The 12,749-nt window shown below is 72.0% G+C and carries 17 protein-coding genes; 8 read left to right on the top strand and 9 right to left on the bottom strand.

Annotated features, from left to right (window positions below):
• Positions 1-8 precede the first annotated feature (8 nt).
• On the top strand, positions 9-437 hold the full coding sequence (locus tag ACLJQM_RS43415) for an NUDIX hydrolase (protein WP_247012441.1): 429 nt from the start codon (positions 9-11) through the stop codon (positions 435-437).
• Here ACLJQM_RS43415 and ACLJQM_RS43420 read toward each other — a convergent pair.
• From ACLJQM_RS43420 to ACLJQM_RS43430, 3 genes are read right to left on the bottom strand one after another with little or no spacing between them, the layout of a single operon-like run.
• Positions 423-971 (bottom strand): NIPSNAP family protein, encoded by a 549-nt coding sequence (locus ACLJQM_RS43420; protein ID WP_410636106.1) that lies wholly within the window; start codon positions 969-971, stop codon positions 423-425. The genes ACLJQM_RS43415 and ACLJQM_RS43420 overlap by 15 nt on opposite strands.
• A 38-nt stretch (positions 972-1,009) precedes the next feature.
• Complete coding sequence (locus ACLJQM_RS43425; RefSeq protein WP_247012437.1) at positions 1,010-2,182, bottom strand: acyl-CoA dehydrogenase family protein; 1,173 nt, start codon at positions 2,180-2,182, stop codon at positions 1,010-1,012.
• A 48-nt stretch (positions 2,183-2,230) separates the two neighbouring features.
• A complete protein-coding gene (locus tag ACLJQM_RS43430) occupies positions 2,231-2,407 on the bottom strand; it encodes a hypothetical protein (protein WP_247012435.1) in 177 nt (58 codons plus the stop codon).
• Positions 2,408-2,578: 171 nt separating this feature from the next.
• On the opposite strand from ACLJQM_RS43430, the gene ACLJQM_RS43435 reads away from it, so the two are divergent.
• The 3 genes from ACLJQM_RS43435 to priA are packed head-to-tail and all read left to right on the top strand — an operon-like array spanning position 2,579 to position 4,857.
• On the top strand, positions 2,579-3,433 hold the full coding sequence (locus ACLJQM_RS43435; protein ID WP_410636107.1) for a hypothetical protein: 855 nt from the start codon (positions 2,579-2,581) through the stop codon (positions 3,431-3,433).
• 32 nt (positions 3,434-3,465) lie between these two features.
• A complete protein-coding gene (hisH, locus tag ACLJQM_RS43440) occupies positions 3,466-4,083 on the top strand; it encodes an imidazole glycerol phosphate synthase subunit HisH (protein WP_410636148.1) in 618 nt (205 codons plus the stop codon).
• A gap of 36 nt (positions 4,084-4,119) precedes the next feature.
• Positions 4,120-4,857: a bifunctional 1-(5-phosphoribosyl)-5-((5-phosphoribosylamino)methylideneamino)imidazole-4-carboxamide isomerase/phosphoribosylanthranilate isomerase PriA gene (gene priA / locus ACLJQM_RS43445; RefSeq protein WP_360766381.1), complete on the top strand. Its 738-nt coding sequence runs from the start codon at positions 4,120-4,122 to the stop codon at positions 4,855-4,857.
• 10 nt (positions 4,858-4,867) lie between these two features.
• Here the strand turns inward: priA and ACLJQM_RS43450 are convergent, their stop codons facing one another.
• Positions 4,868-5,185, bottom strand: coding sequence for a hypothetical protein (locus tag ACLJQM_RS43450; RefSeq protein ID WP_360766384.1), 318 nt, complete (start codon positions 5,183-5,185; stop codon positions 4,868-4,870).
• A 139-nt stretch (positions 5,186-5,324) separates the two neighbouring features.
• Between ACLJQM_RS43450 and ACLJQM_RS43455 the strand changes: the two genes are divergently transcribed.
• Positions 5,325-5,951, top strand: coding sequence for a TetR/AcrR family transcriptional regulator (locus ACLJQM_RS43455; RefSeq protein ID WP_410636108.1), 627 nt, complete (start codon positions 5,325-5,327; stop codon positions 5,949-5,951).
• A gap of 10 nt (positions 5,952-5,961) precedes the next feature.
• A complete protein-coding gene (locus tag ACLJQM_RS43460) occupies positions 5,962-6,438 on the top strand; it encodes a GNAT family N-acetyltransferase (protein ID WP_247012427.1) in 477 nt (158 codons plus the stop codon).
• On the opposite strand, the gene ACLJQM_RS43465 is transcribed toward ACLJQM_RS43460, so the two are convergent.
• Genes ACLJQM_RS43465 through ACLJQM_RS43475 form a run of 3 tightly spaced genes read right to left on the bottom strand, consistent with a single transcriptional unit; the run spans position 6,422 to position 8,266 of the window.
• The gene (locus tag ACLJQM_RS43465) at positions 6,422-6,808 is read right to left on the bottom strand and encodes a PPOX class F420-dependent oxidoreductase (protein WP_247012425.1); all 387 of its coding nucleotides are present in this window, start codon (positions 6,806-6,808) and stop codon (positions 6,422-6,424) included. The two genes, ACLJQM_RS43460 and ACLJQM_RS43465, sit on opposite strands and share 17 nt — an antisense overlap.
• A 13-nt stretch (positions 6,809-6,821) precedes the next feature.
• Positions 6,822-7,556 carry an ABC transporter permease gene (locus tag ACLJQM_RS43470; protein WP_360766396.1) on the bottom strand — a complete coding sequence of 245 codons (735 nt, stop codon included), beginning with the start codon at positions 7,554-7,556 and terminating at the stop codon, positions 6,822-6,824.
• A complete protein-coding gene (locus ACLJQM_RS43475; RefSeq protein WP_410636109.1) occupies positions 7,553-8,266 on the bottom strand; it encodes an ABC transporter ATP-binding protein in 714 nt (237 codons plus the stop codon). The genes ACLJQM_RS43470 and ACLJQM_RS43475 overlap by 4 nt, the downstream gene beginning before the upstream one ends.
• 142 nt (positions 8,267-8,408) lie before the next feature.
• Between ACLJQM_RS43475 and ACLJQM_RS43480 the strand changes: the two genes are divergently transcribed.
• Positions 8,409-9,347 (top strand): hypothetical protein, encoded by a 939-nt coding sequence (locus tag ACLJQM_RS43480; RefSeq protein ID WP_247012419.1) that lies wholly within the window; start codon positions 8,409-8,411, stop codon positions 9,345-9,347.
• On the opposite strand, the gene ACLJQM_RS43485 is transcribed toward ACLJQM_RS43480, so the two are convergent.
• Both ACLJQM_RS43485 and ACLJQM_RS43490 read right to left on the bottom strand, forming a co-directional pair.
• On the bottom strand, positions 9,337-10,308 hold the full coding sequence (locus tag ACLJQM_RS43485) for a hypothetical protein (RefSeq protein WP_410636110.1): 972 nt from the start codon (positions 10,306-10,308) through the stop codon (positions 9,337-9,339). The genes ACLJQM_RS43480 and ACLJQM_RS43485 overlap by 11 nt on opposite strands.
• On the bottom strand, positions 10,305-10,805 hold the full coding sequence (locus ACLJQM_RS43490; protein WP_247012415.1) for a SigE family RNA polymerase sigma factor: 501 nt from the start codon (positions 10,803-10,805) through the stop codon (positions 10,305-10,307). The genes ACLJQM_RS43485 and ACLJQM_RS43490 overlap by 4 nt, the downstream gene beginning before the upstream one ends.
• A 311-nt stretch (positions 10,806-11,116) precedes the next feature.
• Between ACLJQM_RS43490 and ACLJQM_RS43495 the strand changes: the two genes are divergently transcribed.
• On the top strand, positions 11,117-12,709 hold the full coding sequence (locus tag ACLJQM_RS43495) for a hypothetical protein (RefSeq protein WP_410636111.1): 1,593 nt from the start codon (positions 11,117-11,119) through the stop codon (positions 12,707-12,709).
• The last annotated feature ends 40 nt before the right edge of the window (positions 12,710-12,749 follow it).

The following is a 12,749-nucleotide window of genomic DNA, read 5'->3' on the forward strand; positions in this document are numbered from 1 at the left end:
GTGGCCCCATGGGGTTCCGGATCAGGCCGCTCGCGCTCGGGCTGGTGTGGCGCGGCGACGCGCTGCTCGTGTTCGAAGGACGCGACGACGTCAAAGGCGAGACGTACTGCCGGCCGCTCGGGGGCGGGATCGAGTTCGGCGAAAGCGGCAAGGACGCCCTTCGCCGGGAGTTCGTCGAGGAGCTCGGCGCCGAGCTCCTCGTCGGCAAGCGGGTCGGCGTGCTCGAGAACATCTTCACCTGGCAGGGCAGGCCCGGCCACGAGATCGCCTTCCTCTACGCCGCCGAGTTCACCGACCCCGCCTTCTACGAACGCGAAGAGATGAAGATCCTCGACGACCCCGCCACCGCGCGCTGGGTCGACCTCGCGGACTTCCGTGACGGCCGCAAGATCCTCTACCCGATGGGGCTCCTCGAACTCCTCTCAGCGGATCAGTGACCGCGAAGTCGCCTCCAACGCCAGCTCCACGCCGGCACCGAGCGGCGTCCGGCTGAACCACACCGAGAACGGGCCGTCCGCGCGGACCGGCAACTGCGGAAAGGTGTTCTCCGACGGCTCGGTCTCGAACGCCGCGAACGCGGAATCCGGTGGCGAAGCCGGCGGAGAGATCGCGACGTGCAGGCCGGAACCCGGTGGGGGAGCGGAAAGCCCGCGCCGGACCGGCCGCAGCAGCAGCACGTCGTCGGAGTCGATCATCGTCGCGTTCGCCGCCTCCCGGTGCTCCTTCCACACCGGGCCGAAGTAGAACTCCTCCAGCGCCGCTTTGCGCGCCGCCATGGAGGGGAACCCGCGCAGCCACACGAACTTGTCCGGCGACGCGCGCTCGCGGAACATGCCGAACAGGTGCGCGCCCGCCGCCTCCTGGGGCTCGACGAACTCGCGCTCGAACAGCTCGATGAGCGCGTCGCGCCGCCCCGGGTGCAGGGTGTAGCGGCGGAGCTCGATGACGGTTTCGAAGTCGGTGAAGGTCATGCCGCCGAAGCTAGCGGCCACCACCGACAAAAAACGGATCAGCGGAAGGCCGCGAGCCCCGTGATCGCCTGACCGAGTGACAGCGCGTGCATCTCCTCGGTGCCTTCGTACGTCAGCACCGTCTCGAGGTTCGCCATGTGCCGCATCACCGGGTACTCCAGCGAAATCCCGTTGGCGCCGAGCATCGAACGGGCCGTGCGCGCCGCGTCCAGGGCCGACCGGACGTTCGCCATCTTCCCGAAGCTGACGTGGTTGTGGTGCAGCGTCCCGGCGTCCTTGAGCCGCCCGATCTGCAGCGCCACCAGCCCGGTGCGGTTCACCTCGACGAGCAGGTCGGCGAGCTTGCGCTGGGTCAGCTGGAACCCGGCCAGCGGCTTGCCGAACTGCGAGCGCGAAAGCGTGTACTCCAGCGCGGCTTCGTAGCACGCCCGCGCCGCGCCGACGACGCCGAAGAGGATGCCGTAGCGGGCTTCGTTCAGGCAGGAAAGCGGTCCGCGCAGCCCGCGGACCTCGGGGAACGCCGCCGAGCCGGGCAGCCGCACGCCGTCCAGCACCAGCTCCGCGGTCAGCGACGCCCGCAGCGACAGCTTGTGCTTGACCTCGTTCGCGGTGAAGCCCGGCGTCGACGTCGGGACGACGAAGCCGCGGACGCCGTCGTCGGTCTGCGCCCAGACGACCGCGACGTCGGCGACGGTCCCGTTGGTGATCCACATCTTCGTACCCGACAGCACCCAGTCGGAGCCGTCGCGCACCGCGCGCGTCCGCATCGAGCCCGGGTCGCTGCCCGCGTCCGGCTCGGTCAGCCCGAAGCAGCCCAGCGCGTCGCCGGTGGCCATCCGCGGCAGCCACTCCTGCCGGTGCTCTTCGCTGCCCCACTTGTGGATCGCGTACATCGCCAGCGAGCCCTGCACCGACACGAAGCTGCGCAGCCCGGAGTCGACGGCTTCGAGCTCGCGGCACGCGATACCGTACGCGACCGCGCTGGTCCCGGCGCAGCCGTAGCCCTCCAGGTGCATGCCGAGCAGGCCCAGCGACCCGAAGCCCTTGGCCAGTTCGGCCGCCGGGAGCGCGCCCGTTTCGTACCAGTCGGCGATGTGGTCGAGCAGGTTGTCCTTCGCATACGCGCGCACGGCGTCGCGGATGGCGCGTTCCTCTTCGGCGAGCCCGGCGTCGAGGTCGAGGAAGTCGTGCGGATCAGGGGTGCGGCTCATGAGGGCTCCCGGGGGACGCGTCGATGCGGCCCTCGCAGGAAACCACAGTCAGGCGTCTGTCCTCCGCGTGGCGTTCGTCACGCGGACAGCAGACGCGGACGGCGAACGGCGCGGGCGGGTCTGCTGCCGGGGGATGAGCAGCTCGCTGAACTGCGGGAATGGCACACTGTCGATGTCGTCGCGCCAGGCGTTCAGCATCTGCGACAGCACGTCGTCCTCGGCCATCTTCGCCTCCCTGGCGTCCGGTCGTGCGGGGCGGAAGCCACACGATCGGGTTGCGTAATACCCAGTCGGCGGGACAGCGAAACGTCCTCGCCCGGATTTCTTCCGGCCGGTCACCCCGCCATGGCAGAATCGCGTCGCCGCCGCCAAGGCCTCTACTCCCGAGGAGCGCCCATGCGCGCGGCCAGTCTGCTCACCCTCACCACCGCCGCCCTGCTCGCGGCGACCGGCGTCGCCACCGCCCACGAAACCGGCTGGCGCCAGGTGGGGCACACGACCGCCGAAAACCGCGTCAGCGGCGAGGGCCTCACCACGCTGCGCCTGCCCGGCCACGCGCCCGAGGCCGTCTACCGCAATGGTGCCACCATCCCGCAGCCGCTGAAGGACGAGGGCTGGGGCCACGTCGGCGACCCGGACTCGCTGCGCGGCTACGTTTTCGACGTCTACCAGGACACCGTCACCCCGGCGCCGGTCAAGAAGATGTACCTGGTCACCAAGCCCGACGGCAGCACGACGGAGTTCGTCCACCCGCTCGCCCCCGACGAGCCCGCGGCCAACGCGAACGCCCAGGTCGCGGCCACCCCGGACGGTCAGTGGCTGGTCTCGGGCCCGCTCGGCGAGATCGATCGCCTCTACGTCTCGCCGACGCCGTTCCTCAACCCGCGCGGCCCGAAGACCGCCGGCGACCTCCCGATCGCCGCCCGCATCCACCTCGACCACCACGTCCGCAGCGCCCAGGGCTGCGACTTCGTCAGCCCGACGCGGCTGATCTGCGCCACCAGCGACCCGTACAACGACCTGTACCCGACGAACCTGCAGCTCCTGCAGATCGACCTGCCGCGGCCCCTGAACGGCCACGACGTGACGGCGAAGGTGCGGGAAATCCAGCAGGTTCCGCTGGTCAGCACCTGCACCGGCACGTTCACCCCGGAGGGCGTGGACTACGACGCCGGCGTGCTGCGCGTCGAGGTCGTGCCGCCGTCGCCGTGCAACACCGTGACGGACGTCTATTCCTTCGAGCGTCGCTGAGCCCTCCGGCTACGCTGGGTGGCGTGTCTCGTGTGGTGATCCTCGACTACGGTTCCGGCAACCTCCGCTCCGCCGAACGCGCTGTGGCGCGCGCCGGGGCCGAAGTCGAGGTCACCGCCGACCCGCATGCCGCGATCGAGGCCGACGGCCTGGTCGTGCCCGGCGTCGGCGCGTACTCGGCGTGCATGGCCGGGCTGCTCGAGGTCAAGGGCGACCGGATCATCGGCAAGCGCCTCGCCGGCGGCCGCCCCGTGCTCGGCATCTGCGTCGGCATGCAGATCCTCTTTTCGCGCGGCGTCGAGCACGGCGAGGAGACCGAGGGCACGGGGGAGTGGCCGGGTGTCGTCGACCGGCTCAACGCCGACGTCCTGCCGCACATGGGCTGGAACACCGTGCGCGCGCCCGCGGACTCGCAACTGTTCGCCGGCCTCGACCCGGACGAGCGGTTCTACTTCGTGCACTCCTACGCCGCCCGCAAGTGGGAGCTCGACGGCCTGCCCGGCCAGGAACCCAAGGTCACCTGGGCGAACCACGGCGACGACTTCGTCGCGGCGGTCGAGAACGGGCCGCTGTGGGCCACGCAGTTCCACCCGGAGAAGTCCGGCGACGCGGGCGCGCGGCTGCTGACGAACTGGCTCGCGACCCTCTGACCGGGTGACCGGGGGCTCCGCCCTAGAGTTAGCGGCGTGACTTTCACGCTGCTTCCCGCCGTTGATGTGGCCGATGGCCAGGCCGTGCGACTCGTCCAGGGCGAGGCCGGCACCGAGACCTCCTACGGCAGTCCGCTGGAGGCGGCGCTCGCCTGGCAGCGCGACGGCGCCGAGTGGATCCACCTCGTCGACCTCGACGCCGCCTTCGGCAAGGGCAGCAACCGCGAGCTGCTCGCCGAGGTCGTCGGCAAGCTCGACGTCCAGGTGGAGCTCTCCGGCGGCATCCGCGACGACGCGTCGCTGAAGGCCGCGCTGGCCACCGGCGCCCGCCGCGTCAACCTCGGCACCGCCGCGCTCGAGGACCCGCAGTGGACCGCGCGCGTGATCGGCGAGTACGGCGACCGCGTCGCGATCGGCCTCGACGTCCGTATCACCGACGCCGGCCACCGCCTCTCGGCCCGCGGCTGGACCTCGGACGGCGGCGACCTGTGGGAGGTCCTGGAGCGCCTCGACCGCGACGGCGCGTCCCGCTACGTGGTGACCGACGTCAGCAAGGACGGCACGCTGCGCGGCCCGAACCTCGAACTGCTGCGGGACGTCGTGGCGCGCACGGATGCGCCGGTGATCGCTTCCGGTGGGGTGTCGAGCGTGGCCGATCTGGTCGCGCTGGCCGGGCTGGCTTCGGACGGGGTCGAGGGGTCGATCGTGGGGAAGGCGTTGTACGCGGGCGCGTTCACGCTGCCGGAGGCGCTCGCCGCGGTCGCGGAGGTCTAGCCGCCACGGCTCACGGTTCGTGCAGCGGGAGGAAGCGGATGACCGCTTCCTCGTACGGGTGGGCGGCGCGGACCGCCTGCTGGACGGCGCGGGCCTGATCGACGTCGCAGACCGACTCGACGCGGCATTCCTCGGCGTGCTGCACGACGCCGACCTGACCGTCGTACGGATCCGAGCCGGGCAACGGCAGCCAGGTTCCGGACACTTGCCACACGCTGGAACACCGCGCGTACTGGCCGACCCGGCCCGCTCCCGCTTCGTGGAGCGCGTCGATCACGGCGGCCACGTGGCTTTCCGGGACGGTCACCTCGATCTTCAAACGCGGCATGGCCGGACAGTAGCAACCGGGTCGTGGTCGAGCAGGCGATCCGCGCGCCGACTGCACCAGACACGAACTGCCTCAGCTGTAGTACTTTGCCTGAAGTGGTTCGCTACCCCGATACCGCAACTGGAGTGGTGTCAACGCCATGGTCCGACGCAACCCCGAACGGCGTGCGGCACTGCTCGACGCCGCCATCGAGGTCCTGGCCGCCGAAGGCGCGCGTGGCCTCACCTTCCGTGCCGTGGACCAGCAAGCCGGCGTCCCCGTCGGCACGACCTCCAACTACTTCGCCGGCCGTGACGAGATCCTCAAGCGCGCCGGGGAACGCGTCTACGAGCGGCTCGTCGACGAAGCCGTCATCGCCGACGGGCTGGCCGGGCCGAAGGACCGGGCCCGCGTCGCCGAGCTGATGCACGCGCTCGTGGACCGAGTTGCCGCCTTCCCCACCGGTTTTCTCGCGCTCCTGGAACTGCGCCTGGAAGCCACGCGCCGACCCGAGCTGCGGGACGTGCTCACCCGCCGCATCCGGGAAGACGTCGACTTCAACGTCGGCTACCACACGAAAACCGGGCTGCCCGGCGACGGCACGACAGTCGTCCTCCTGTGGCTGGCGCTGAACTGGCTGATCATGGAACGCCTGACGCTGCCCGATCTCTTCACCGGCGAACAACGCCACGACCTCGTCGAGGCCCTGGTCGACCGCTTGCTGGCCGGGCAGCCGGCCGCCGTGGTGGGCCGAAAAGCGGCTGACAGCACCGGCTCGGCCCCGTAGGTTGCCGCGGGTGGAGGAGATCGTCACGCAGCTCGAAATGACCGCCGCCGACCAGCTCAACCCGGCTCCGGCCGTCGACGGTGTCACGCTGCGGGCCGCCGGGCCCGGGCCGCTGATCCGCGAGCTGCACGTCCGCGTCGGCACGCCGTACCAGTGGCCCAGTGCGTCCCGTTCGGACGACGGCTGGGCGCGGTGGCTCGCCGAACCCGGGCGGCGGTACCGGCTGATCGAGTACCGCGGCGAGGTCGCCGGCGTCGCCGATTTCGAGCCGCAGGGCCGGGACGACGTCGAGATCACCACGTTCGGGCTGCTGCCGGAGTTCGTCGGCAAAGGGCTCGGCGGGTACGCGCTCACCCTCGTCGTCGCCGACGCCTGGACCGTGCCCGGTGCGCGCCGGGTCTGGCTGCACACCTCGACGCTCGACCACCCGAACGCGCTGCCGAACTACCTGCGGCGCGGGTTCCGCGGCTTCAGCCGTCCAGCTTGACCGCGATCCCGACCGTCCGGTCGGCCGGGCCGCGCAGCTTGGAGAAGAACATCGTGACGCGCCCGACGAGGCCGTACTTGCGCGCGATCGCCTTGCGCACCCGCTCGGTCCCGTCCAGGTCCAGCAGCCGCGCCTGGCCGGTGGCGACGGCGCCGTGCGTCTTCTGCCCGCGCAGGTCGCAGGCCTGGACCTCGACCCGCCCGCTGTTGCGGATGCGCTTGACCTTGCCCGCCTTCCGCTCCGACCACAGCACGAGCTCGCCGGCGTCGCCCGCCACCCAGATCGGGGTCGGCACCGCGCGCCCGTCGCGGCGGAACGTGGTCAGGACGACGTAGCGCTCGGCCGCGAGGCGGTCGGTTTCGGAGGCCATGCGCCCACGGTAGTCACGGCGTCCGGCGCCGCAGCGTCGCCGCGCCGAGGACCAGGGCGAGCAGCGCGCAGCAGGCGACGACCACGAGGTTGCGCAGGATCACCGCGTCGACCGTGCCGGCCGTCGTGACGCGCGTCAGCGCCTCGACCGCGTACGACAGCGGCATCACTTCGGAGAGCCACCGCAGCAGCCAGCCCATGTCGTCGCGCGGGACGAACAGGCCGCACAGCAGGATCTGCGGCAGCACGAACACCGGCATGAACTGGATCGCCTGGAACTCCGTGCGGGCGAACGCGCTCACGAACAGCCCGAGCGCCATGCCGAGCAGCGCGTCGAGGACCGCGATCAGCAGCAGCATCCCCACGGAACCGGCCAGGTCGAGGCCGAGCCACCACAGCGAAACCCCGGCCGCGAGCGAGACCTGCACGACGGCGATCGCGCCGAACGCCAGCGCGTAGCCGAAGAGCAGGTCGAGCCGGCCGATGGGGAGCGTCATCAGGCGTTCGAGGGTGGCCGTGGTCCGTTCCCGCAACGTCGTGATCGACGCGATCAGGAACATGATCAGGAACGGGAACACCCCGAGCAGCGCGGGCGCGACGCGGCTGAAGACGGCCGTCGAGTTGAACACGTACCGCAGCAGCACCATGAGCAGCGTCGGCACCAGGACCAGCATCACCACGGTGCGCGGGTCGTGCCGCAGCTGGGTCAGGATGCGCCGGGTGGTGGCCAGCGTCAGCGCGGGGTTCACGACGCGGCCCGCACGAGGTTCAGGAACGCGCCTTCGAGGTCGGCGGCGCCGGTGCGTTCCCGCAGCGCGAGGGGCGCGTCGTCGGCGAGGAGGACGCCTTCGCGCATGAGCAGGAGGCGGTCGCAGCGGGCCGCTTCGTCCATGACGTGGCTGGACACCAGCAGCGTCGCGCCGCCGTCGGCGAGCCGGCGGAAGAGCGCCCACAGTTCGTCGCGCAGCACCGGGTCGAGCCCGACGGTCGGCTCGTCGAGCACCAGCAGCTCCGGTGCGCCGAGCAGCGCGACGGCGAGGTTCGCGCGGTTGTGCTGGCCGCCCGACAGCGAGCCGACCAGCTTCCCGGCGTGGTCGGCCAGCCCGACTTCGGCGATGACGCGGTCCACATCGGACACCGGCGCGCGCAGCACCGCGGCGAAGTACTTGAGCGCTTCGCGGACTGTGAGATCGGCGTAGATCGCGGGGTTCTGCGTCGCGTAACCGATCCGCCGCCGCAGCGGCGGGCTGCCGGCGGGCAGGCCGAGCACGGTGACCGTGCCGCCCTCGACGATCTGGACGCCGACGATCGCGCGCATCAGCGTGGTCTTGCCGCAGCCGCTCGGGCCCAGCAGCCCGGTGACCGACCCGCGCGGCACCTCGAAGCTCACGTCCCGCACCACGGGCCTGCCGCCGCGCCGGACCCGGAGCCCGGTGACCGTGAGCGCAGAATTAGTCATGTGTTTAATTCTGCGCCCGGTGAGTTTCCGGAGTCAAGGGTGCAGGCGGCGCAACGTGATGGGGCATGACGGCAGAAGCGCTTCAAGGGCTTGGTTTGCGACGATTCATCGGTCGGGGGTGCGCCCACTGGAGGGAATGTCGATGGCCGTCAAGCAGGAACTACCGGTCCACCCGCAGGCGGGGTTCTTCGGCGAGGGACCGTATCCCGTGCGCCGCGCCGCGATCGCCCTCGTCGCGATCCTGGCCGGCTTCGCGCTGACGGCCATCTGGTCGGCGCCGTTCGTCGACTCCGTGATCGGGGACAGCGTCGCCAACGGGCTCCTCGGCTACGACGCCAAGGCGACGCCGATCAGCGGGGCCCTCGCCGGGACGCTGTTCGCGTTCGTCTCCGGTCTCGCGGGTTCGTTCACCGCCTGCAACATCGCCGCGTTCGGGGCGGTCGCGCCGCTGGTCGGCGGGCAGGCGGGCGAGCGGCGCAGCCCGTTCAAGCCGCTCGGCTGGATCGCCGCGGGCATGCTCACCGTCTCGATCGCCTACGGCGTGGTCGTCGCCCTCGTCGGCACCGGCATGCCGCAGTTCTCCACCGCGCAGACGAGCGGGCTGAGCCCCCGCAGCATCCAGTCCATGATCGCGTTCGGCGTCGTCGGCCTGATCTTCCTGCTGCTGGGCCTGATCGCGCTCGGCATCCTCCGCAACCCCTTCGCCGCGTTCACCCGGCGGCACCCGGCGGCCCCGCACGTCCTGATGGGCGCGCTCATCGGCGGGTTCCTCATCGGGCGGCCCTACCCGCTGTTCCGGATCATGTTCCGCAGCGCCGCCGAGCAGCACAACGTCTTCTACGGCGCCGCCGCGTTCGCCCTGCAGTCGCTCGGCAACATCGTGATCATGGCCGTGCTGTTCCTGATCCTGACCTACGCCACCGGCGGGCGCCTGCAGCGCTGGCTGGCGGCGAAGCCGGCCCGGATCGCCACGGTGACCGGGGCCGCGCTGCTCGTCGGCGGCACGTTCACGCTGCTGTACTGGGACGTCCGCGTGCTCGGCAGGCTCGGGATCATCTGGTTCCCGATGATCAGCTGGTAGGACGCCCGAGCCAGCGGTAGTCGGGTGCGGGGTCGAGCCGGACGCCGTCCGCCACGGCGACCAGCTCCGCCTCCGGCCGCGCGCCCGACACCGTCAGCCAGCGCCCGGACGGCAGCCGCACCGCGACCACCGCTTCCCGGCCGGCCACGAAGAACCCCTGGCCGCCGCGGACGGTCACCGGGGCGGCGCCGTGCACGCCGGGGGAGCCCGCGCTCGCCGTGACGCGGACGGCGGCCACCGACGGCCGCGCCGGGTCGGCGGCGGTCAGCTCGGTGCTCCCGTCGGCCGGGCCGCTGCCCTTGACCGCGGCGGACCGCTCGATCAGCCCCGCCGGGAGCTCGCCGAAGCGCAGCTCGCCGCGGACGCCGACCGGCCGGGCGGTGACCTCGTCGGCGATCCGCTGGGCCACCGCGCGGGCGTCCGGGACCCCGTCGACCCGCGCGGTCAGGACGTGGTCGTCGTCGGCGAGCCAGGTGAGCAGCGCGGCGGTCTCGGTGCCGCCGGTGACCATGGCGACCCGGCCGTGCACCAGGACCTGGTCGCGGACCGACGCGATTCGCAGCGCGACCTGCGACCACTCGGGGTCGGCGGTGGAGTACGCCGACAGCGTGATCGCCGCGGGACCGGCGGACCACCGCCGGACCTGCGGGGTGATGCCCGGGCCGCCTTCGCGGTACTGCTCGGTGAAGCCGTCTGGCAGCCACTCCGGGCTGTAGCCGAGCACCGGAACGCCGGCGGCCGGGACGACGTCCGGGGCGGTGACCGCGCGCGTGCCCACGAAGACCCCGGCGACCAGCACGACGACCGCCGCGGCGACCAGGGCCAGCTTCGTCGCCGGCTGCCGCTTGCGCCGGTCGCGGGCCAGCGCTTCGCGCACCGCCCGGCCGTCCGGGGCGCGGGCGGCGAGGTGGTCCAGGCTGTCCCGGATCAGCGTCTCGGTGTCGTGCTCGCTGCGGGTCATTCTCCAGCTCCGGTGGTGAGTACCGCGCGGTGGTTCGGGGCCTGGCGCAGGGTGGCCAGCGCGCGGGAGATCTGGCTGCGCACGGTCGACGCGCCGCACCGCAGGACCGCGGCGATCTCGGCGTCGGAGTAGTTCTCGTAGTACCGCAGCACGATCGCCGCGCGCTGCTTGCGGGGCAGCGTGGCGAGCAGGCCGAGCATCGCGTCCCGCTCGTCGTAGGCGGTGGCCGGGTCGGCTTCGGGCGGGCCGAGCGCGTCGAGGACGTCGTGGCTGCTCGGCACCATCCGCCGCACCGCCCGCCGTCGCCACGAGAGGTACTCGTTGGTGATCATCCGCCGCACGTAGGACGGCGGGGCGTCGATGCCGTCCCACCGCTGCTGGGCGCGCAGCAGCACGTCTTGCACGATGTCCTGCGCCAGGTGCGGGTCGTTCGTCAGGACGGTGGCGTAGCGGAGCAGGCCGTCCAGCCGCTCCGCCACGAACTCTTCGAAGTCCACACTCGTCCCTTCCGTTCCTCCCTTGGACGCGCGAGGGGCCCGGGTTGATGCACGCGGGCGAAAAGTATTTTCCCCCGGCCGAGTTCACCGGTTCGGCCCAGTGCGGTGTGGTCGCGGTCACACTTGGCTCCGGCTTTCGGGCAGCGGGTGGCGGCGGCGGGGCCGGCGTTCACCGGTCCGGGCGACCGGCGGCTCCGGTGCGTTCCCGGTTCCGCTGGTCCGATCCGGGGCGGTCCGGGCGTTCGGCAAAACCTGTCGGTGGTGCGTGCTTTCCTTGAAGCGGGAGGAAAGCCGACCCTGGAGGAGGGGCGATGACGAGGGGGAAGGCAGCGGCCGGCGTGGCGGTGCTCGTGGCCGCTTTCGCGATCGGCCCGTTCGCGTTGTTCGTGGGCGTGGTCTGGGGGCTCGTCGCGGGTTTGCGCGGCTACACGCGGAGGTCGGCGGACGAGGCATCGGGGTTGCGGCACCACGTGGCGGCGTTCGGAGTGCTGTACCTCGTGCCGGTCGGGGTGGCCGCGACGGCGTACCTGGGGCTGTCGGCGTACCTGCAGTGGTTCGCGGACACGTCGAGCACCGGCTGGCTCATTTCCCTGCAACGGTTCTTCGAATCGGTGTCGCGGTTCTTCTCCGAGAACCTGAAGCTGAGCGAGTTCTCGGTGTTCGCGGCGCTGATCGGCGTCTACCTGATGACGTGCCTGCTGCTGGCGCGCCGCTCGGACGGCTGGCGGGGGCACACCGCGGCCGGGCTCGGCCGGGCCGCGGACTTCTACACGAAGTACAGCGGTCCCGCGGCCGCCGGGTTCGCCACGCTGGCGGCGCTGTCGCTGTTCGGCATGCAGCTCGGCGTGCCGGCCACCGACCTGCAGGTGAAGTTCAAGGTCGCCCAGCAGGGCTACGCCGAGGTGACGCGGAAGATCGAGGCGGACCTGACCCAGCGGGTGGCGGGGAAGCTGTACGGCAAGGTCGAAGCGTCCTTGCCCAAGGTGTACCGGGACGCGCTCGCCGTCCGGCGCACGGAACTGCCGGGCCTGGTCGAGGCCGCGCGGGGCAGTGCGGAGTTCGCCAAGGCGGGGTACGACGTGAAGCTGCCGGCGGTGGACGAGGCGATCGGCGCCGAGACGCAGCGCGGGAAGCAGGTCGAGGCGCTCGCACCCGAGGCGCGGGTCGACGGCGCGCGGTCACGGGAGGCGCCACCCGGCATCACGCCCGAGCAGGTGGCGGCGGCCGGGGCGGTCGTCGGCGCCGGGCCGGCCGAACCGGGGATCGACCTGGTCGCGGACAGCCGCAAGAAGGTGACCCTGCAGGTCGAAAAGGTCGCGACCGAGCGGATCGTGGCGGTGACGAAGCCGATCACCGAGGCGATCCCGATCCTGGAGCCGCTGGTGCAGGCCTTCGCCGAGGCGGCCGACAAGACCTTGCAGGACAAGCTGTCCCCGCTCTACGACCGCCTGGCCGAGATCGCCCTGCGCAGCCCGCGCGACTTCGCGGCGGCGGTCGAGAGCGAGGCGACGACGCTGGTCGACCACACCGACGTGAGCCGGCCGGTGGCGGCCGCGGCACCCCGCGCCGAGGAAGCGGCGCGGGCGTTCCAGGCGTCGGTTTCGACCTTGCGGGCGGCCCCGGACCAGCTGGGGCAGAAGGTGACGGAGGTGATCCAGGCCCGGACGCCACCTCCGGCGCTCGACCCGTCGGGCCGGCTGCGCCTGACGCTGCCGGAGCTTCAGCCCCTGCGCCTGCTGCCACCGGAGTACTACCGGCTGCCGTACTCGTACGACCCGGGGAGGTTCAGCTACACCTCGCCGGACCGGTTCACCCTGCCGGACCGGTTCGCGGTACCCCCGGAGATCGCGCGGGTACCGCGGATACCGCCCCGGGTGAGCCTGCCCCGGATCTTCTTCTGGTGAGCGGGGTCCCGGCGGCCCACCCCGCCCGGGGCCGCCGGGA

Origin of the sequence: Amycolatopsis sp. cmx-4-83 (assembly GCF_046548815.1) — a bacterium.
Classification (GTDB): Bacteria; Actinomycetota; Actinomycetes; order Mycobacteriales; family Pseudonocardiaceae; genus Amycolatopsis; species Amycolatopsis pretoriensis_A.

Excerpts from the sequence above, each read along its gene's own strand:
- ACLJQM_RS43415 (WP_247012441.1), top strand. The coding sequence starts at position 9 with ATGGGGTTCCGGATCAGGCCGCTCGCGCTCGGGCTGGTGTGGCGCGGC.
- ACLJQM_RS43420 (WP_410636106.1), bottom strand. The coding sequence starts at position 971 with ATGACCTTCACCGACTTCGAAACCGTCATCGAGCTCCGCCGCTACACC.
- ACLJQM_RS43425 (WP_247012437.1), bottom strand. The coding sequence starts at position 2,182 with ATGAGCCGCACCCCTGATCCGCACGACTTCCTCGACCTCGACGCCGGG.
- ACLJQM_RS43430 (WP_247012435.1), bottom strand. The coding sequence starts at position 2,407 with ATGGCCGAGGACGACGTGCTGTCGCAGATGCTGAACGCCTGGCGCGAC.
- ACLJQM_RS43435 (WP_410636107.1), top strand. The coding sequence starts at position 2,579 with ATGCGCGCGGCCAGTCTGCTCACCCTCACCACCGCCGCCCTGCTCGCG.
- ACLJQM_RS43450 (WP_360766384.1), bottom strand. The coding sequence starts at position 5,185 with ATGCCGCGTTTGAAGATCGAGGTGACCGTCCCGGAAAGCCACGTGGCC.
- ACLJQM_RS43455 (WP_410636108.1), top strand. The coding sequence starts at position 5,325 with ATGGTCCGACGCAACCCCGAACGGCGTGCGGCACTGCTCGACGCCGCC.
- ACLJQM_RS43465 (WP_247012425.1), bottom strand. The coding sequence starts at position 6,808 with ATGGCCTCCGAAACCGACCGCCTCGCGGCCGAGCGCTACGTCGTCCTG.
- ACLJQM_RS43475 (WP_410636109.1), bottom strand. The coding sequence starts at position 8,266 with ATGACTAATTCTGCGCTCACGGTCACCGGGCTCCGGGTCCGGCGCGGC.
- ACLJQM_RS43480 (WP_247012419.1), top strand. The coding sequence starts at position 8,409 with ATGGCCGTCAAGCAGGAACTACCGGTCCACCCGCAGGCGGGGTTCTTC.
- ACLJQM_RS43485 (WP_410636110.1), bottom strand. The coding sequence starts at position 10,308 with ATGACCCGCAGCGAGCACGACACCGAGACGCTGATCCGGGACAGCCTG.
- ACLJQM_RS43495 (WP_410636111.1), top strand. The coding sequence starts at position 11,117 with ATGACGAGGGGGAAGGCAGCGGCCGGCGTGGCGGTGCTCGTGGCCGCT.